Genomic DNA, 16,867 nt, shown 5'->3' on the forward strand with positions numbered 1-16,867 from the left:
AGATCGGCCCTGTGCCTTCGACGCCCATGAGATTGCTTCAGGAACTCGATATTTTCGTGCGAACCGCCGATAACGGCAGCTTGTCCGCCACCGCGCGGGCGCTGGACCTGACGCCGGCGGCCACCAGCGCGGCGCTCAAGCGGCTGGAAGGCGAACTGGGCGTCCAGTTGTTCGTGCGCTCCACGCGCACGATGCGGCTGACCCGCGAGGGCGAGCAGTACCTGGCGCAATGCCGGCCCGCGCTCGAGGTGCTGCAGCAGGCAAGCCGGGATCTGGTCACCGGCAACCAGGCGTTCCAGGGCGTGGTCAGGCTGTCTGCCCCGTCTGACTTCGGACGCAACCTGCTGCTGCCCTGGCTCGATGCGTTCCAGGACCGCCATCCCCTGGTCGAATTCCGGCTGCAGTTGACGGACCGCGTGGCGAATATCTACAGCGATCCCGTCGACGTGGCCTTCCGCTATGGTGAGCCACCGGATTCGAATCTCGTGGCGGTGCCGGTGGCAACGGGCATCCACAGGGTGCTATGCGCTTCGCCGGGCTATCTCGCCAGTCACGACATGCCGCAAACGCCATATGACCTGTCCGCGCATCGCTGTCTCTGCTACATGTTTGGCGATGACGTGCATGATCGTTGGCGCTTCGCGCGCGAAGACGGCGAGACACTGACCGTGCGCGTCAAGCCGGCCAATGTTTCGAACGATGGGGACGCCGTGCGCCGCTGGGCGCTGGCCGGCAAGGGCATCGCCTACAAGGCCTGGTTCGATGTGGCCGACGATCTCGCGGCGGGTCGCCTGCGTGCGTTGTGCACCGAATGGACGGCCGAAGCGTCGCCGCTGTATATGGTCGTGGCGGGGCGTTCGCAACTGACGCCGCTGCTGCGCGGCTTGCGCGATTTCGTGGCCGAACGGGTGGAGCGACTAGTCGCGCGGGTTTGATGATCCACATCTATGCTTAGGGATGTATGGCCATGTCTTGCCGAATCCCCACGGCGCATCGCAACTAGAAAAAGGACCGACCATGCTATCCGACGGCCGCAACCCAGGCGCCTCGCGTAAAGCGCGGATCCCCAATGCCTGGCTGCGATGGCTGCCGGGTGTGGCGATGGCCCGGGACTACCAGGCAAGCTGGTTGCCACGGGACCTGACGGCGGGGCTGGTCTTGACGACGATGCTCGTGCCGGTTGGTATTGCCTATGCGGAAGCGTCAGGCGTGCCAGGTGTCTACGGGCTCTACGCGACCATCGTGCCGCTGCTTGCCTATGCGGTATTCGGCCCCAGCAGGATTCTCGTGCTCGGCCCCGATTCGGCGCTGGCAGCGCCGGTGCTGGCAGTGGTCGTCCAGATGTCCGGTGGCGATCCGGCGCGCGCGATCGCGGTGGCCAGCATGATGGCAATCGTCTCGGGGCTGTTCTGCATCGTCATGGGTCTGTTGCGGCTGGGCTTTATCACCGAGCTGCTGTCCAAGCCCATCCGCTACGGCTACATGAACGGGATTGCGTTCACGGTGCTGGTCAGCCAGTTGCCGAAGATCTTCGCCATCCGCGTGGAGGACACCGGGCCGCTGCGGGAACTGGTGCTGTTGGGCCAGGCGCTGGTTGCCGGCCAGGTCAACTGGTATAGCGCCGCGGTTGGGGCCGGTAGCCTGGTGCTGATCCTCGCGCTCAAGCGTTTCGAACGCGTGCCGGGCATCCTGATAGCGGTGATCGTGGCAACGCTGTGCGTGATCATGTTCGACCTGGACCAGATGGGTGTGAAGGTGCTGGGTTCGATCCCGCAGGGTTTGCCGGCCTTCGCGGTGCCCTGGGCCAGTGGTCTCGACTTCGTCAAGATCGTGGCGGGTGGCTGCGCGGTGGCAATGATCGCCTTCGCGGATACCAGTGTGCTGTCCCGCAGCTTCGCGGCACGGCACCATCACCGCGTGGACCCGAACCAGGAGATGGTTGGCCTTGGCGCCGCCAACCTCGCCGCGGGCTTTTTTCAGGGCTTCCCGATCAGCAGCAGCGCGTCACGCACGCCAGTGGCCGAGGCGGCCGGCGCGCGGACCCAGTTGACTGGCGTGGTGGGCGCGCTGGCTGTCGCGGCGCTGCTGGTGGTGGCGCCTGACCTGATGCGCTATTTGCCGAACAGCGCGCTCGCGGCAGTGGTGATTGCCGCCGCGCTAGGGTTGTTCGAGTTCGCGGATCTGAAGCGGATCTATCGCATCCAGGAATGGGAGTTCTGGCTCTCGATGGTCTGCTTCGTGGCGGTTGCCGTGTTCGGCGCGATTCCCGGTATCGGCCTTGCGGTGGTGCTCGCCATTATTGAATTCCTTTGGGACGGCTGGCGACCCCACTACGCGATACTCGGACAAGTCGAGGGCCTGCGCGGCTACCATGACCTGGAGCGCTATCCGCACGGCAAGCGGATTCCCGGGCTTGTGCTGTTCCGTTGGGATGCCCCGTTGTTCTTCGCCAATGCCGAGCTGTTCCAGGAACGCCTGCAGGAAGCGATCGACGAGTCTCCGGCCCCCGTGTACCGCGTGGTGGTGGCCGCGGAGCCGGTGACCAGTGTGGATGTGACGTCCGCTGACATGCTGCGCGAGCTGAGTCGCACACTGGGCGAGCACGGTATCGCCCTGCATTTTGCGGAGATGAAGGACCCGGTCCGTGACAAGCTGCGGCGCTTCGAACTGATGGACGTGATCGGCGAGGATCGCTTTCACCCGACGGTGGGCAGCGCGGTGGATGCCTATGTCGGCCGGCAGGGAGACTGGCCGGACGCGTGGGGCCGGAACGAGTAGGGTGGGGCGATTGAAGCAACGCGCGACGCGGAGAGACTTCCCGCGCCGCGCGGATACAGGCATAAGCAGAGGTACAGGCACCATGGTGTCGCCCGTACCTGTCAGTCGTCAGTCCAGCGTGATCTTGCCAGCCTTCACGATTTGCCCGTAGCGCGACGTATCGCGTTCGATCAGCTTGCGGAACTCCTCGGGCGTGCCGCCGACTGGGATAAAGCCCAGCTCCGTCAGCTTCTTCGTCACGTCGGGGTTACGCGTGGCGGCGGCGATCTCTTTCGCCATCCGGTCGATGATGGGTTGCGGCGTGCCTGCCGGTGCCAGCAGGCCCGTCCAGGAGCTCATCACAAAGCCCGGGAAACCGGACTCTTCCATCGTCGGGATATTCGGCTCGCTCGGCCAGCGCTTGGCCGATGCGACGGCCAGCACGTTGATCTTGCCGGACTTCACGTGGGGCATCGGCACCAGCAGCGGATCGAACGCCATCGAGATTTCGCCCGAGACCAGCGCGGGCAGGATCGGGGCGCTGCCGTTGTACGGAATGTGGGTCATCTTGACCTTCGATTCCATCGCCAGCCGCTCGCCGGTCAGGTGCGCCGAACTGCCGATGCCGCTGGAGCCGAACGTCAGCGTATCCGGATGCTTCTTGCCGTAGTCGACCAGTTCGGCCACGGTCTTGACCGGCAGCTTCTTGCTGGAGAACAGGAACAGCGGCAGCTCGGCCATCTCGGCGACCGGCGCCAGGTCGGTGGGCTTGTAGCTCAGCTTCGAATACAGCGACATGTTCGCGCTGTAGGCGGCCAGCACGGATACGAAGGTGTAGCCATCGGGCGCCGAACGGGCCACCACGCCGACACCCAGCGTGCTGTTGGCGCCCGGCTTGTTCTCGATCACGATCGGCTGGCCAAGGCTTTGTGAAACCTTCTCGAACACCACGCGCGCAACGGTATCGGTGGAGCCACCCGGGGTATAGGGCACGATCACCTTGATCGGCTTGGCCGGCCATGCGTCGGCGGCGATGGCGCCGTGGTGGATGGAAAGGCCGGCAACGGCAATAGCTACAACGCGCGCAATGCGCGATGCTTGATGCTTGATACGCAAGACGTCATCTCCTACTTTGATTCTCTTTATTACGTCCGCATGGCGGAACATATGCAGCCGATGGGATCGGCGCGGTTCATTATCGGGGACACGTCCACGCAATGGCGTGTCAACGCCGGTCAAAAATGGATGCGCCGCGATGCAAATGTGCGATAAGCGAACGATGCGAGGATGCGCCGTCCACGGTTACCATTGGCCTGCCGCCAGAGCGGCAATCCATAAAGAGCAGGAAGCAACATGAACACGAATCTCGCGGAACGATATCTGGGTGAAGCCATCGAGCTGGCTCGTGCCAACCTGGAGCAGGGTGGCCGGCCGTTCGGGGCTGTCATCGTGAAGGACGGTGAAGTGATCGCCACCGGCGTCAACCAGATCCTGAGCACCAACGACCCCACCGCTCATGCGGAACTGACGGCCATTCGCGCCGCCAGCCAGAAGCTCGGCAGCCCCAGCCTGGATGGCTGTGCCGTCTATGCCAGCGGACATCCTTGCCCGATGTGCATGGCGGCGATGCGGATGGCGGGCGTGAAGGAAGTGACCTACGCCTATTCGAACGACGATGGCGAGCCATACGGTCTTTCCACCGCGACCATCTATGCCGACCTGGCGAAGCCGTTCGCCGAGCAGTCGATGAAGATCCGGTACATGCCAGTGCGGCCGGCATCGTGCCCGGATCTTTACGCGGAATGGAAGCGCAAGGCCGGCTGATCAGGCCTGCAGCAGGCGTTCGTCCAGCTTGAACACGGCGACCACGCGATTGAGCACGGTCGCCTGATCCTCGAGCGATTTCGCGGCGGCGGCCGCCTGCTCCACCAGCGAGGCATTCTGCTGGTTGGTGCTGTCCATCTCGGTAATCGCAAGATTGATTTCGCCCAGGCCGCGGCTCTGTTCGCCGCTGGCCTCCGCGATCTCTTCCACCAGCGTGCTGACCTGCTGCATCGCCGGCACGATCTGCTGCATGGCATTGCCGGCTTCATTGACGAGCGAACGTCCGGTACGAACGGCTTCCTCGGTGCCGACGATCAGCGTCTTGATGTCCTTGGCGGCGTTTGCCGAGCGCTGCGCCAGACCCCGTACTTCTCCCGCCACCACGGCAAAGCCGCGACCATGCTCGCCGGCACGCGCGGCCTCCACGGCTGCATTGAGCGCCAGGATGTTCGTCTGGAACGCGATGCCCTCGATAGCGTCGATGATGCTCGACATCTGGCCAGCGCTATGCGTGATCGTTTCCATGGTCGATACGGCGTTGGTCATCATCTCGCCGCTGCGGCGCACGTCCGTGGATACCGAGGCCGCCAGCGCGCTCGCGCGGCGCGCGGTTTCCGCGTTGGTGGCCACGGTGGCCGTGAGCTGTTCGGTGGCGGAGGCCGTTTCCTCCACGCCCGCCGCCTGATTCTCCGTGCGGGTGGACAGATCGTGATTGCCTTGCGCGATCTCGCGCGTCGCATCCGCGATGGCCACCACGCCTTGCCGGACATCTCCGATCGTGCGATTCAGCGATGCGACGAAACGGTTGAAAGCATCCGCAAGCCGGCCAACTTCATCCTGCGAGTCCACCGGCAGGCGCTGGGTCAGGTCACCATTGCCCGTGGCGATCGCGTCGAGCGCGCTGGCCACGCGGCCGATCGGCGCCATCAGCGCGCGAATCACGAAGTAGAGCACGATGACGCCGAGCAGGCTGCCCGACAGGCCCGCGGTCACGGCCGCGATGATCGACGAGTGGCGAATCTCTTCGAGAACTTCGGACTTGGGCACCTGCGCCACCACGTACAAGTCCAGTTCGGGCACATAGGATGCCGCAACGATTCGCTTGCCCTCCGGGGCATCAACCTCCGCATGCACGAACGGCTGCCGCGCCAGCAGCGCCCGCGCGGCATCGGTGGTGAAGCCTGGCAGGTCCGCCAACGGCGTGCCGGCCTCCGCCAGTTTCGCATCGCGATGCATCAGTACCTTGCCATCGGCGCGAGCCAGGAAGATCGAGCCGGTCTTTCCCAGGCGATATCCGTTGATCGTCTCGGCCAGATGATTGATGGACAGCCCCAGACCCGCCACGGCAAGCTTGCCATTACCGGCTTCCGCGCGCGCGTTGATGAACAGCATGTAGCTGTCCGAATCCCGATCCTTGTCCAGCGACAGCTCGTAGGGTTTGCCGCGTGAGAGAAAGTCGAAGAGCCATTTGTCGCCGGCGGAATCCGCCTGCACGGTGCGGTCCACGCCTTTCTCCGTGAGGTACTTGCCCTGGCTGGCCGATACCCAAAAGACCGCGTCCGCCTGATTGCGGGACTTGACCTCCGCAGCGTAGCGGCGCCACGTCGGCACGTAGTCCTCCGCGAGTCCGTTGCTCTCCCAGTCACGCAGCATCGTGTTGCCGGCCATTGCCTGGGCGGCGGCCAACGGGCGTGCGATCTGATGGAGCATGTCATTGCGAATCTCGCCGACGATCGCCGGCAATTCCAGATCGACCACGCGCTCCTGCAGCCCCTTGCTGATCTGCCACAGGATGAGCATCGCGGTCATTGTCACAACGAGCAGGAGGCAGGTGATTGTGCTCAGGATGAGCTTGCGTTGAATTGTCATACCGCGAAGCAGGCGCATGAATTGTTGTCCTCCTGTGTGGCCTTCGATTGTTGTCATTGACGGTCGGGAGCGGGCGAGAAAACAGCCCCAGGGGGAACACCCCATATCCCGATCCGAAGCGCTAACGGATGCCGGGCGGAATTTATTGAGCATCAATATGTCATTTCTCAAATGCAGCGGTGTCATGTCCCGAGCCGTCAAGCTATTGTCCCCAGTGGTTAAGCGTCGAACCGCCGTAGTGCATAGATTGATCGGCTCAAAAAAAACGAATCGAGGTGCGGATGAGGGGGCTGATAACGAGGATCGTGACCTATGCGGCGCTTGCTCTAGCCTTCATGCTCCCCGTCTGTGCCTCGGTCTGGATGAGCTACCGCCTCGCGCTGAGCGAGCAGCAACTGCACACCGGCATCCTTGCTGCGGAGGTCCTGTACCGGGCCCACGTCTTCAGCGAGCAGAACTTGCGTATCAATGCGGCCTTGAGGCGGCATGGCGCCACATCTCCATGTTCTCCGGACAACGTTGCGCTGATGCGCAACCTCGCCGTCGGCGCAAGCTATCTGCAGGTGGTGGGCTACGTCGAAGGCAACGTGCTGCAATGCTCGTCCTACGGTTACGGGGATGCGGGTATCCCGATCGGTCCGCCGGCCTACCAAAGCCGTCTTGGCAAATGGGTGCGAACGGCCGTGAAGTTGCCGTTCGATGAGAGTCGGCGATACATCGCGCTGACTGACTCGGTCACCGGCTATTCGAGCCTGGCGCTGCCGGACATGATTCTCGACACCGGCGGCGACAGTCGCGGCTTCGCGATCGCGCTCGTTGCCATTTCCAACAGACAGATCATCGTGCAACGCGACCCGATCGATCTTGACGGCATGCCGCCACTGATTCGCGAACGCGGCGCAATCACGTGGCAGCACCGTGGCGCCACGGGGTCGGTCAGCCTCTCCCCCTCGCGTGACTATGCAGCGGTCGTGATGTCTCCGGACAGCGCGCTCCATGCCAACTGGCGCAATGTCGCGATATGGCTGGTACCGTTTGGCGCGTTGCTCGGCGGTGCGCTCGTGGCGCTCGCGCGGCTGGGGCTGCGTCGGCGACACGGGTTGCTGCGGCAGCTCGATCGCGCGCTACGTGACGATGAACTGTCCCTCGCGTACATGCCGATCGTCGAACTGGAAAGCGGGAAATGGATCGGCGCCGAAGCACTGATGCGCTGGTGCCACGATGGGCAATGGATCGCGCCCGACAAGTTCATCCCGCTGGCCGAGCGGCATCACCGCATCAGGAAGCTCACGAACAGAATGCTCGATCTGCTTGTTGCCGACGCACAGGCGTTGCCGCGGGACCTTGCCCGTGCGATGTACTTCTCGGTCAATCTGTCCGCCGAGGATCTGGCCGCTTGCGCGATTGCGCAACGCATTGCCGACGTCAGGCATGCGTGTGGCGTTGACGGCGTGATGGTCGAAGCTACTGAAGGTGTGCTGCTCGAAGCCAGCCGCGTCATCCCTAACTTCGAGAGGTTACGCAAGCTTGGCATTCGCGTGGCGATCGATGATTTCGGCACGGGCTACTCGTCACTCTCGTACCTTGGCTCGCTGGACGTGGACTACATCAAGATCGACAAATCGTTCGTGTCGGCCATCGGCACGAACTCGGTCAGGGGGCACGTCGTGGCGCACATCATCGACATGGCGAAGGACGTCGGCGTCGCGGTGATTGCCGAAGGCGTGGAGACCCAGGAACAGGCGGACTATCTCATGGCGCGCGGCGTGCGATACGCGCAAGGGTGGCTGTTTGGCAAGGCGATGCCGATGCAGGATTTCGTTTCCGCCATTAGGATGCATAATTTGTATTACAAAAATTGTATGCAAAAGTGACAGGTTCTGTGATAAAAACCCGAGGACAAATTCGGCTATGACCGGATCAACCGAGGAGACCCTGAAGCATGGAGACGTTGCTTTATAAGGTCGAGGATCGTCCACCGATCCTGACGACCGTGCTGCTTGCCGCACAACATCTGCTCGCCGCGCTTGGCGGCATCATCGCCGTACCGCTCGTTCTGGGCGGCGCGCTCAAACTTCCCCCAGATCAGATCGTCGCGCTTGTGAATGCCGCGTTGCTTGGCTCCGGCATCGTCACGATCATCCAGTGCAAGGGAGTCGGTCCCGTCGGCATTCGGCTGCCCTGCGTCATGGGCACCAGCTTCACGTTTGTTGGCGCCGGCATCAGTGTTGGCCTCGAGCACGGTGTGCCAGGCATTCTCGGCGCATCGCTGGCCGGATCGTTGGTGATGATTGTGGGCAGCTTCTTCATGCCGACAATTCGCAAGCTGTTTCCGCACACGGTGACAGGTGTCGTCGTCACGATGATCGGCCTGTCGTTGACACCGGTTGCAATAGATTGGGCAGCGGGTGGCGCAGGTAGCGCCAACTACGCGGCGCCCGGCTCACTGGCGATTGCAGGCATCGTGCTGTTGCTCGTGATCGGCTTCGTTCAGTGGGGCAAGGGCATCGTGTCGGCGTCGGCCGTGGTGCTCGGCATCATGATCGGCTACCTCATCTGTCTGGCGCTTGGCATGGTGGACTTCTCGCAGCTTCACGATGCGCCGGTCTTCGCGCTGCCGCAGCCCGCGAGCTTCGGCATGAAGTTCCCGATCTCCGGTATCGCCGCGATGTCCCTGGCGTTCCTGGTCACCATCGTTGAAACGACCGGCACGTTCATGGCGCTAGGTTCGGCAACGCGCACGCCTATGCCTGGCAAGACGCTGGCGCGCGGCATTCTTTGCGATGGTGTCGGCTCCGCGTTCGCGGCGCTGCTGTCTAGCCCCCCTGTCTCGACGTTCGCGCAGAACGTGGGCGTGGTCTCGCTGACCGGTGTCGCCAGCCGCCATGTGGTGGCGTTGACCGGCGGGATGCTGGTGCTTGCGGGGCTGTTCCCGGTGCTCGGCGCGCTGGTGGTGACGATTCCGCAGCCCGTGCTTGGTGGCGCGGGCCTGATGATGTTCGCGATGATCGTGTCGGCTGGCATCCGAATGCTGGGTCATTCGGCACCGACCAAGCGCAACAGCCTGATCATTGCGGTGTCGATCGGATGCGGCCTGGCCGTGACGATCCGTCCGGATCTGCTCGGCAAGCTGCCTGCGTTCGTGAAGGAAGTATTCGGTTCCGGGATCACCGTCGGCGCGCTGGTGGCCGTGGTACTCAACCTGTGCCTGCCGGGCCGCGAGGTCGATGCGATAGATGAGGAAGTCGAAGGCGAGACGCTGGTGCAGGAGCTTGCCTGAGTTGATCGGCGGAAGATAATCGTGCTTGAAAGGCGCCCCGGAGCAGAGATGCTTCGGGGCGTTTGACTTATGGGATCAGCCTTAAGTACCCCCCGTCGGCAGCGACAGCTTTCCATGATCGGTGAAGCGCGTGCCGCCAGCAAAGCCGCCAGCCAGTCGTCCGCGCACTTCATATGGAATGTTGCCCGAACTCACGCCGCCGGCGAAGGCGAACGCCTGACGCACGGCGGAGAACGCGGGGACGGTCAATGGCACGTCGATCACTGTTTCGCCAAACCGGGGCACGGTCCCGCTCTGGTCACTGACGCCGCTGGCGAAGGATTGGCCGTTCAGGTCCAGCTCCAGTGACACCCCGCTGTACTCGATCGGCGCATCGTTGGGATTCTGAATGCGCAGTTTGACGTTGAAGCGCATCTCCAGCCCTTCGCCCGGAATCGGTTCGACACCAGCCACGGCAACCCGCAGCGGTTCCTGACCCGTCAGCGCCGCGCAGCCGCCGAGCCAGGCAAGGATGCAAAGGCAGAGGACGTAGAGGCGAATGGAACGCCATGTGTCGGGAGCCTGCATGGTGGGCCTCGTCTGGAGAGTCTGCGGGTGTGGATTAGTGTAGTGCTTCCGGCGAGACCTGGCATATGGAATAGCGAAGTCGTGCGGCGACCGGGCCAGGCGCATATTGGCCCCCCCCACCAGTAGCGGGGGGCTGTCTTTCAACGTCTGGCCGCTTACTGTGAAGTCCATTGGCTTGATCAGGAGAGCTTCAGATGGATTTCCGACCCGACCCCAGCCTGCAGGCATTCCGGCAGGAGGTGCGCGAGTTCCTGCGCGAGAGTCTTCCCCCCGACCTGCCGCGCCGCAAGGGTGGCTTTCGCTCCCCACGCGCGGATCTGGCCCGCTGGCAGGGCATCCTGCATGCCAAGGGCTGGGGCGCGCCGTACTGGGCCAGCGAGCACGGCGGTACTGGCTGGACCGTGCCGCAGCGGCTGATCTTCGACGAGGAGTGCAGCGCGGCAGGCGCGCCGACGCAGGATGGCTTCGCGCAGAAGCTGGTGGGGCCCGTGCTGAACTATTTCGCCACACCGGAGCAGCGGGCCGCCCACGTGCCGGCGATTCTCGCTGGAAAGCGGATGTGGTGTCAGGGCTTCTCCGAGCCGGGCTCCGGGTCGGATCTCGCTTCGCTGCGGACCCGCGCCGAGCGCGACGGCGATCACTACGTCGTCAATGGTCAGAAGATCTGGACCAGCTATGGGCATGAGGCCGACTGGATCTTTCTGCTGGTGCGTACCGATACGCAGGTGAAGAAGCAGGCCGGCATCAGCTTCCTGCTGGTGGACATGAAGACGCCAGGCATCACCGTACGGCCGATCATCAGCATCGACGGCGCGCATCATCTGAACGAGACGTTCTTCGAGGACGTGCGGGTACCTGTGGGCAACCTCGTCGGCGCCGAGGGCGAGGGGTGGAAGCTCACCAAGTTCCTGCTCAACAACGAGCACGCGTCGACGGCGGACCTGCCGACGCTGCAGCGCTTCCAGCGGCAATTGCGTGCGTTGGCTGCCACGCGGGGGGTGGGCGGCGGAACCTTGATCGGCCGGCACGAGTTTGCCTTGCGCCTGGCACGCCTGGAGGCCGAGTTGCAGGCGATCACGGTGATGGTGCAGCGTGTGGCGGCCATGGAGGCGGACCATAGTCCAGCGGCTCACGCGATGGGTTCGATCCTCAAGGTGCGAGGTACCGAGTTGCAGCAGAAGATGAGCGAGTTCCTCGTCGAGGCGCTGGGCGACCATGGCGCGGTGGCGTATCCGGGATCGCACGCGGCCACGGCAGGTGCCCGGTCGCTGCCGATGCAGGAGGTGGCGCAGTCCATCGCGGCCGACATGCTCTTCCGGCGGGCCACCACGATCTACGGTGGTACCAGCGAAGTGCAGCGCGGCATCATCGCCAAGTCGCTGTTCCAGTTCTGACCCGGCACGAGGGTTCCATATCCATGCATTTCAAGCTGAATGATGCGCAGCAAATGCTGCAGGACAGCGCACGACGCTTCGTCGAGAAAGCATATGCATTCGAAGCCCGCACCGCGTTGATCCAGGCGGGCCAGACTGGCGGTACCCGTCACTGGCAGACCTTTGCCGAGAACGGCTGGCTGGCCGCCGCGCTGCCCGAGACTTGCGGCGGCCTGGGCGGTTCGGTGATCGACACCGCCCTGATCGCGCAGGAACTCGGGCGCGGCCTGGTGCTGGAGCCATATCTGGGTAGCGGTGTGCTGGCCACGCAGACCCTGATGGCCGCAGCCACACCGAACCAGAGAGAGGCACTGTTGCCACCATTGGCCGAAGGGGCGCGACGCTACGCGCTTGCGTACAGCGAAGCCGATGCGCGTGGAATGCCGGAGATCGTTTCGACGTCAGCCGAGGCTGGCCCGGACGGCTATACGTTGCGTGGCACCAAGACGCTGGTGCTGGGCGGTGTGGATGCCGATGCCTTCATCGTGTCGGCGCGCCTTGCCGATAGTGGGGAGCCGTCCGCGATCACGCTCTTTCTCGTCGACACCGGCACGCCGGGTCTGACGTGCCACGCGCTGCCACTACATGACGGCACATGGGCGGCGGAGCTGGAAATCGATGGCGCGCGCGTGCCGCCTTCGGCCATGCTCGGCGAGCCGGGCGAAGGCTTGCGCGCACTGCGCCACGGGTTGGCGCACGCAACGGCGGCGCTGTGCGCGGAGCTTGTCGGCGGCATGGAGAAAGCCGTCGAGGTCACGGCGGATTACCTCAAGGTGCGCAAGCAGTTCGGCGTGCCCATCGGCAGCTTCCAGGCGCTGCAACATCGCATGTCCGACATGGCCGCGGAGATGGAGCTGGCGCGTTCCATGCTGTTCTCGCTGCTGGCAGCCATCGACCATGAGGACGAAGCCACGCTGTTGCACCGGGTTTCGCAGGCCAAGGCGTTTGTCGGCCGTGCTGCCCGGTATGTCTGCGGGCAGGCCATTCAGTTGCACGGCGGCATCGGCATGACCGACGAGTACGTGATCGGCCATTACTACAAGCGTGCCATTGTTGCGGATTTGATCTTCGGCTCGGCGGATCGGCACGAGGCAATCTGCGCCGAGGCCGTTCAGGCGGCGATGGCGTGATCGTGAGGTGGGGACCGACGGCGCGTTAGTCCTCCCCCGATCGGCAAGAACCTCAAAGAAAAAGCCCCGGAGCATTCCTGCTCCGGGGCTTTCCGGTTTTCAACCACCACCGCCAGCCGCAACTACCGGGCAAGCGGCGAGGCGAGCGCGACTTGGAAGCCGTTTCAAAACGATTCTGGCGTCGTTGCGGGGCCTTGCCGTACGACTTGTACTGTCTGCGGCCCCGCGCCTAGCCATAACCGCTTCGCTTCATTCTGAAACAGCTTCTTAGGCCTTCACTGCTGCCAGCGCCGAGTTCAGCGTCTGGCTCGGGCGCATCACGGCTTCCAGCATGGCGGCGTCCGGCATGTAGTAGCCGCCGATGTCCACCGGCTTGCCCTGCACAGCGCCGAGTTCGCCGATGATGGTCGACTCGTTGTCCGTCAGCGTCTTGGCCAGCGGCGCGAAGATCTTCGCCAGCTCGGCGTCGCCCTTCTGCGCGGCCAGTTCCTGGGCCCAGTACATGGCCAGGTAGAACTGGCTGCCACGGTTGTCGAGCTGGCCGGTCTTCGGCGACGGGCTCTTGGCGTTGTCCAGCAGCTTGCCGGTGGCGGCGTCCAGCGTCGTGGCCAGGATCTTGGCGCGTTCGTTGCCGGACTTGATGCCCAGCTCTTCCAGCGACACGGCCAGGGCCAGGAATTCACCCAGCGAGTCCCAACGCAGGTGGTTTTCTTCCACGAGCTGCGCGACGTGCTTCGGTGCCGAACCGCCCGCGCCGGTTTCGTACATGCCGCCACCTGCCATCAGCGGCACGATCGACAGCATCTTGGCGCTGGTGCCCAGTTCCATGATCGGGAACAGGTCGGTCAGGTAGTCACGCAGGATGTTGCCGGTCACCGAGATGGTGTCCAGGCCGCGGATCACGCGCTCCAGCGTGTAACGCATGGCGCGAACCTGCGACATGATCTGGATCTCCAGACCGTTGGTGTCGTAATCCTTCAGGTACGTTTCCACCTTCTTGATCAGCTCGGCCTCGTGCGGACGGTACGGGTCCAGCCAGAACACGGCAGGCATGCCCGAATTGCGGGCGCGCGTGACGGCCAGCTTCACCCAGTCGCGGATCGGAGCGTCCTTGACCTGGCACATGCGCCAGATGTCGCCTGCTTCAACCTGCTGCGTCAGGGCGGTCAGCACTTCGCCGGTGGCGTTGTCGACGATGCGGGCTTCGCCGTCTTCGGGAATCTCGAACGTCTTGTCGTGCGAACCGTACTCTTCGGCCTTCTGGGCCATCAGGCCGACGTTCGGCACCGTGCCCATCGTCACCGGATCAAACGCGCCGTTGGTCTTGCAGAAGTTGATGATTTCCTGGTAGATGCGGGCGAACGTCGATTCCGGAATCAGGCACTTGGTGTCCTTCGTGCGGCCGTCCGCGCCCCACATCTTGCCGCCAATACGGATCATGGCCGGCATCGATGCGTCGACGATCACGTCGTTCGGCGCGTGCAGGTTCGAGATGCCCTTGGCCGAATCCACCATCGCCATTTCCGGGCGATGTTCGTGGCAGGCGTGCATGTCGCGGATGACTTCCTCGCGCTTCGATTCCGGCAGCGTTTCGATCTTGGTGTACAGGTCGACCAGGCCGTTGTTGACGTTCACGCCCAGTTCATCGAACAGCTTCTGGTGCTTGGCGAACGCATCCTTGTAGAAGACCTTGACGGCGTGGCCGAACACGATCGGGTGCGACACCTTCATCATCGTCGCCTTCACGTGCAGGCTCAGCATGACGCCGGTCTTGCGCGCGTCTTCCATCTGGTCTTCATAGAAGTCCAGCAGGGCCTTCTTGCTCATGAACATGCTGTCGATGACTTCGCCGTCCAGCAGCGCGACCTTCGGCTTCAGCACGATGGTCTTGCCGCTCTTGGTCAGCAGTTCCATGCGGACTTCGCGTGCGCCGTCCAGCGTGATCGACTTTTCGCCATGGTAGAAGTCGCCGTGCTTCATGTGGGCGACGTGCGTGCGCGAGGCCATGCTCCACTCGCCCATGCTGTGCGGGTGCTTGCGGGCGTAGTTCTTGACGGCGGCAGGCGCGCGGCGGTCCGAGTTGCCTTCGCGCAGGACCGGGTTCACGGCGCTGCCCAGGCACTTCGAGTAGCGCTTCTGGATGGCCTTCTCTTCTTCGGTCTTCGGATCTTCGGGGAAGTCGGGGATCTTGTAGCCCTTCGACTGCAGTTCCTTGATCGCGCTGACGAGCTGGAACACCGAGGCGCTGATGTTCGGCAGCTTGATGATGTTGGTGTCCGGGTCTTGCGTGAGCTTGCCCAGTTCGGCCAGGTTGTCCGGCACACGCTGTGCTTCGGTCAGGAATTCGGGGAATTCGCCCAGGATACGGCCAGCGACCGAGATGTCGCTGGTCACGACGTTCACGCCGGCCGGGCCAGCGAACGTGCGGATGATGGGCAGGAAGGCACTGGTGGCCAGCAGCGGAGCTTCGTCGGTTAGGGTGTAAATGATGGTTGGCTGCTGGTTGCTCATCGCTTATCTCGCATCAGATTCAGGTTGGGAAATGCCTCTTCCGGGTCGCGGTTCGAGGCAAGACTCGAATTTTGCCTGATTTTGCATGGCGAAGGTGCAATCCTTCATGTGAAATTTACGCAATGTATGCAGCCGCATTCACCATCGGTCTGGCTATCACCCCGTCTTCATGCTGTCATTTGCGTTCAAAATCATCGATTTAGCCAATGACAGGAATCGATGAAAAACCATCATTCTTATATCTTATAGAAGAGTCCCACTGGCGAACTCGGGAATAACGGCTTATCTATGTGCCTCAAGGGCCATTTTTGTGATTTGGATGGGCGGCCAGACCCATTCATGGGAATCGGCATCACGGACCGGTCGCTCAGTGCGTACCGTTGTACGGGAAGCGGCTCTGCCGGGCCATCTGCGCAAGGTGATCGCGCAGATGGCCGATCTCGGCGGCCAGGTGCAGCGTCAGGAAGGTATGGGAGCTGTGGCCGATCGAGGGGTCATCCGGATGCGGTTCGGGCAGCGGCAGGTTCAGTTGCACCATGGATTCGTCGCCGGACTCGAGCGCGCTGGCCATTTCCAGCAACAGATCGCGGATGTGGCGTTCCTCGTCCGTCGGCTCGGCCGCCACGGGGTCGATGGCCGCGAGCATTTCCAGCGCGCTGATGCAGACCCGCGCGCTGTGTTGCACCTCCTCGAGATCGGTCGTCGGCACGCCGGTTTCCTTCGCGACGGATGGGATCAGGCTGCGCAACTGCACCATCGACGCCGAGAGCTTCATCATGTCCTGCTGCCGCTCTTTCTCGTCCCGCATCCCGCGCGCGATCTTCGCGTGGACGGCCGCGCAGCTCCGCAGCATGCCGGCCAGCTTAAAGCGCCAGGAGTAGGAAGCATAGGCAGGCAGCGCGAACGAGAAGGCCAGCGCGATCACCGTGCCGATCAGTACATCGAGCGTGCGCCACAGGGCATCCTCGACATGCTGGTTGCCATGGCCTGCCGTGATGACGACGGTAATGGCCGCCAGCAGCGCGATGTACCCGCCTTTGCCCACGGCGTGGTAAGCGCAGTAGCCGCAGATCACGGCCAGCAGCAGCCAGGTGAGTACAGGGATATGGAAATAGGCTTCCTGCAGGATCAGAAGCAGTCCGAGGAATGCGCCGATCACCGTGCCGACGCCGCGCTCGGCGGCGCGCCGGCGGATGTTGCCGTGGTGCTGCAGGCCGCCGATGACGACCAGAACGGTAATGGTGGCCCACTCACCGTGCGGGATGTGAATGCCGGTGGTGAGCGCAATCGAGACCAGCAGGGCCAGCGCCACGCGCACGGCGTGAAAGATGCGGGCCTGACGGAATCGTCGGTCGGGGTCGAACAGCGCGCTGGTTGTCTTTCGCAGGGCCTCGAACATGGCGATCACCGAAAAGTGAACGCTTCGAGTGTATAGAGCGGAACCCGGGTTCCGCAATGTTTACATCCCGGCGCAGGAATACCCGGGTGCGGGGCCG

12 protein-coding genes are annotated in these 16,867 nt (G+C 63.4%); 7 read left to right on the forward strand and 5 right to left on the reverse strand.

All coding sequences use genetic code 11. From position 1 onward, the window contains the following. Positions 1–26 precede the first annotated feature (26 nt). On the forward strand, positions 27–935 hold the full coding sequence (locus D769_RS00850) for a LysR family transcriptional regulator (RefSeq protein WP_008641118.1): 909 nt from the start codon (positions 27–29) through the stop codon (positions 933–935). 82 nt (positions 936–1,017) lie between these two features. Beyond that, positions 1,018–2,778: a sulfate permease gene (gene sulP, locus D769_RS00855; RefSeq protein ID WP_008641119.1), complete on the forward strand. Its 1,761-nt coding sequence runs from the start codon at positions 1,018–1,020 to the stop codon at positions 2,776–2,778. A 108-nt stretch (positions 2,779–2,886) separates the two neighbouring features. Here sulP and D769_RS00860 read toward each other — a convergent pair whose 3' ends face one another. Beyond that, the gene (locus tag D769_RS00860) at positions 2,887–3,924 is read right to left on the reverse strand and encodes a tripartite tricarboxylate transporter substrate binding protein (RefSeq protein ID WP_187192374.1); all 1,038 of its coding nucleotides are present in this window, start codon (positions 3,922–3,924) and stop codon (positions 2,887–2,889) included. 186 nt (positions 3,925–4,110) lie between these two features. Between D769_RS00860 and D769_RS00865 the strand changes: the two genes are divergently transcribed. Beyond that, the gene (locus D769_RS00865) at positions 4,111–4,581 is read left to right on the forward strand and encodes a nucleoside deaminase (protein WP_008641123.1); all 471 of its coding nucleotides are present in this window, start codon (positions 4,111–4,113) and stop codon (positions 4,579–4,581) included. Here the strand turns inward: D769_RS00865 and D769_RS00870 are convergent, their stop codons facing one another. Then, a complete protein-coding gene (locus tag D769_RS00870) occupies positions 4,582–6,468 on the reverse strand; it encodes a methyl-accepting chemotaxis protein (RefSeq protein ID WP_008641130.1) in 1,887 nt (628 codons plus the stop codon). Positions 6,469–6,785: 317 nt separating this feature from the next. Between D769_RS00870 and D769_RS00875 the strand changes: the two genes are divergently transcribed. Continuing rightward, positions 6,786–8,324: an EAL domain-containing protein gene (locus D769_RS00875; RefSeq protein WP_008641132.1), complete on the forward strand. Its 1,539-nt coding sequence runs from the start codon at positions 6,786–6,788 to the stop codon at positions 8,322–8,324. Positions 8,325–8,392: 68 nt separating this feature from the next. Beyond that, a complete protein-coding gene (locus D769_RS00880; protein WP_008641134.1) occupies positions 8,393–9,730 on the forward strand; it encodes a nucleobase:cation symporter-2 family protein in 1,338 nt (445 codons plus the stop codon). Between the two features lie 81 nt (positions 9,731–9,811). Here D769_RS00880 and D769_RS00885 read toward each other — a convergent pair whose 3' ends face one another. After that, complete coding sequence (locus tag D769_RS00885; RefSeq protein ID WP_008641139.1) at positions 9,812–10,297, reverse strand: LEA type 2 family protein; 486 nt, start codon at positions 10,295–10,297, stop codon at positions 9,812–9,814. A gap of 194 nt (positions 10,298–10,491) precedes the next feature. Here D769_RS00885 and D769_RS00890 point away from each other — a divergent pair, with 194 nt between their 5' ends. Continuing rightward, positions 10,492–11,691, forward strand: coding sequence for an acyl-CoA dehydrogenase (locus D769_RS00890; RefSeq protein ID WP_008641140.1), 1,200 nt, complete (start codon positions 10,492–10,494; stop codon positions 11,689–11,691). 23 nt (positions 11,692–11,714) lie between these two features. Beyond that, positions 11,715–12,860, forward strand: a complete 1,146-nt coding sequence (locus D769_RS00895) for an acyl-CoA dehydrogenase (protein ID WP_008641141.1) — start codon at positions 11,715–11,717, stop codon at positions 12,858–12,860. Positions 12,861–13,127: 267 nt separating this feature from the next. Here the strand turns inward: D769_RS00895 and D769_RS00900 are convergent, their stop codons facing one another. Continuing rightward, positions 13,128–15,371 (reverse strand): NADP-dependent isocitrate dehydrogenase, encoded by a 2,244-nt coding sequence (locus D769_RS00900; protein ID WP_008641142.1) that lies wholly within the window; start codon positions 15,369–15,371, stop codon positions 13,128–13,130. Between the two features lie 367 nt (positions 15,372–15,738). Then, positions 15,739–16,770, reverse strand: a complete 1,032-nt coding sequence (locus D769_RS00905; RefSeq protein WP_008641150.1) for an FUSC family protein — start codon at positions 16,768–16,770, stop codon at positions 15,739–15,741. Between the last annotated feature and the right edge of the window lie 97 nt (positions 16,771–16,867).

The organism is Cupriavidus sp. HMR-1 (assembly GCF_000319775.1).
Taxonomy (GTDB): domain Bacteria; phylum Pseudomonadota; class Gammaproteobacteria; order Burkholderiales; family Burkholderiaceae; genus Cupriavidus; species Cupriavidus metallidurans.